Source organism: Maribacter sp. (assembly GCF_049667165.1).
Lineage (GTDB): Bacteria > Bacteroidota > Bacteroidia > Flavobacteriales > Flavobacteriaceae > Maribacter_A.
In genome coordinates, this window is record NZ_JBATHS010000351.1 from 1 (window position 1) to 3479 (window position 3479).

Sequence of the window (3479 nt, forward strand, 5' to 3'; positions counted from 1 at the left end):
TCGCTTTTCTTGCTGCACCCAACCCAAAGGACACCAAATAACAATACGATGATTATCCTCATTGTTTTATGATTTTCGTTGTTCCTTTTACATACTCACTTTCAAACTTCATAATATATACACCGGAAGGTAACAGGGTCAAGTCCAAGGGTAATTCCAGCCCATTGACTTCAAACGTTTCGGTAAAGACCGATCGCCCCTCGGGTGTAAAAATACCCACCTTTATTGTATCAACCTCCGTATTGAAATAAACGGTGACGAAAGAAACAAACGGATTGGGCGCTACGATAGGTAGTTGATTTAGAAATATCATCTCTTCATAAACACCTTGGCACGGCAGATCGGTATATACCTTGAGCGAGTTACTGCCTTTTTTTAGATCAAGGGAGATTTCAGAGGCCGTTGTCTGTATAACGTCCCCATTCAATTCTATGGTATATAGCTCCGAACCTTGCAGGGTCAACACCGTCAATGCATCCCCATAGGATGTTTTGGAACTTACGAAAAAGCCCTCAGGTTGGGTGATGACCACTTCAAAACATAACTCTTCATAGTCGAGTTGACCATCGGCCCCATCAATACATACGGTATAGGTACCTGCCATTAAATTGCCCAACGAGTACGTACTGGTAAAATTTGCAGTGGTGTTTATCCCATTACCAACGATAGATATTTCATAATCAAGAGTTTCCAAAGTGGTAATAGCGATGGCCCCATCATTACTGTCACGACACGCTTCACTCTGCAACGAAACCGTAAAATTGTCAGACGCAAATCGATATACGGGACAGCCACTGATATCAACCTCAGTGCCTAAAGGGGTACCAAGACATAGGTCATCACCATCATCAAAAACACCATCTTGGTCATCATCGGGTCTAAAGTCGCCTTCTACACAGACATCAAGTGAAAAGACCTTTAAAGCACCTCCGTCCGAAGCGGCGGTATCATTGATTTCCAAGGTCCATTCCCCGAAAAGGGACTCTCCAATGAAAGAACCTAAAGAACCCAATGGCTTTATGGTTCCACTGATCGCTGGATCTCCATTACAAATAAAATTCTGGGCATCATCGTCGAAAGTGGCATTTATATTTTGTAAATCCCCGCATGAATTTGACAATAATACCACGGTCGTCCCGGCCGGCGAGATCAATTTAACCACCAAATCAGCCAGGTACGTATGATCCAGTTCTATATGTACATTAATATCCGCTAAAGCGATGTCATCATAAAAAGCGATTTTAGAGGAAATCGTAGGGGTATCTATTGGCGATATCTCAATAGGCAGGTCAATCGCATCATGGCTATTGCAGTTATACTCGATCGTGGTGAAGCCAAAAGGCTCCGAAAATTCGCCTGCACCACATCCGTTAATGGGTTTTACCCGCCAAAAATAGTTCGTTTCATTGGCTAAATTCGAGGGAGAAAAGGTATGGCCATAAACGGTACTTGCCTCGACAATCGTAGTAAACAAGGAATCTGTAGCAATTTCGACCTCGTAGGAGGAGTAGGAAGCCGTATCCTCCCATTCCAAAAATGTCTTTGCAGAAATATCTATCGCATTATCTGCCGGGGCAAGTAGTACGGCATCCGGGAACACATCGTCGTACACCCTTAGATCCAATACGATATTTTTGGTAATGCTAGCGGAAGTGGCCTCAATTTCTATGGCGTATAAGGCTTCTGGCACACTGCCCGTATTCGAAAATGTTACAATAACGGGAGTATTATCGATGGTTGTCTCTGGCGAAAAGGTAATATCCAAGCCTAAGGGAGGATTTGGAACACTAAAGGTTACCTCTTCATTGAAACCCAAGTACGCTTCATAATCAAAGGTGGTGATCAAATCGTTGGGTTGGCAAACCTCATATTCAAGATCCGAGAAATTCAAAACAATGGGTGCTGCTTCGATGGTGAAATCTGCAGCATTGACCGCAAAAAAGATATTATCCTTGGCCTTTACCATGATCCGAGCCGTGGTGGTAGGATTTCCGGGCAAGACCACTTTGTGATTACCATCATTGGCCACATTTTCCGCCAAAGGAAAAGGAAAGGTCAGACCTCCATCGATAGACAATAATATATCGACCGCCTGTACATTTATGGGAGCCTTATCGGTATCGGCAACATCCCAAATAATATTTTGCACCGTTCCTGCCGTATATGTCTGACTTGAAGCCTGGGAAACCATTTCAAATGGCCCCGTATTGCTCACCACGGAAACCTTCATCAAATCGAATACTACCTGCCCGCCGCCTACGGCATTGTCCCTGACCGTCAGCGCGAAATTCATTTCCCGTTCCACTTCGGATACCGTTTCCCAAGATGAATCAACCGTTGGGTTTGACTGGGTCAAATTACCCGTCAGGACACTTGATAACTTCGGGAAATACCGAGTTGGATCAACGGATGGCTTTTGGGACCTAAAATTGGCCCCGCTTGGATTCGTGGGTCCAAATGTGGCCTGGGTTACGACGCCATCGTCTATTTGCTCCCAGGTATAGGTCAATACATCCCCAATATCAGCATCCGTGGCATTACCTGTAAGGGCAAATGCAGTGGATTTCGGAATGACATAATCCCCAATGGGAACGATTTCCGGAGGGGAATTGGTCAGATCAATGATTTCAGCGCAATCAACGGTGGTCAAATATTCCGATATTTGAAATATGCTATAATAATGAAAATAATCATCGCCATTCATGGCGACATTGTTCACGCCGGTAATCCCAGCATACCCCATGATGGTCGTTCCACTTCCAGGTTCGGCCTGTACCTGGGTGCCTTCAGATTCAAAGGACCATGTATGGTTTGCCCCAAATTGATGGCCCATTTCGTGGGCCACATAATCCAAATCAAACGTATCACCTTCAGGAATTAATTTAGCGGAATAGCCACTGCCCTTTTTATTATCTACACATACGGCACCTATATACCCGGCATTTCCCCCATTTTGATCACTACTGGCCACCTTATGGAACAAATGGCCTACATCGTAGTTTGGAGCCCCTATACTATCGGTGATAACACCCTGTACTTCTGTATTCAGATCGCTGACATAGGGATCTGTAGTGCCATCGGTATAAATGATCTTATCGTTGTCGGAAACGATTTCCAATGTAATGCCCAAATCAGATTCGAATACTTGGTTGACACGGGTAACCGTGGCATTGATGGCCGCTAGGGCATCTACAATCGTACCGCCATGAAAAGCAGTATATTCCCCTGTCGCGGATACCGCTAGCCTGAATTTTCGCAATTGCCGATCATTTACCTGTTTCGAGGTTAAGGCCGACATGCCCTGGGCAATGGTGCTTTTGGTTTCACATATAAAAGATTTGTCCGCCTGTACCTCCCCATCATGGGTATAACTAATATATGTGCCATCCGAGGTTTTTTGCAGGAAGCAATTGCCCTTTTGATTTCCGTAAACAATCATAGCCTGTATGCCCTTGTGGGAAACACTAAAACGAATCTTA

Annotated in this window: 1 protein-coding gene; it reads right to left on the bottom strand. The window is 44.6% G+C overall.

The features are described 5' to 3' along the window. Positions 1-58: 58 nt before the first annotated feature. Positions 59-3479: reprolysin-like metallopeptidase (locus WBM98_RS16260; protein ID WP_424367075.1), on the bottom strand; the 3421-nt coding region annotated here is incomplete at its 5' end.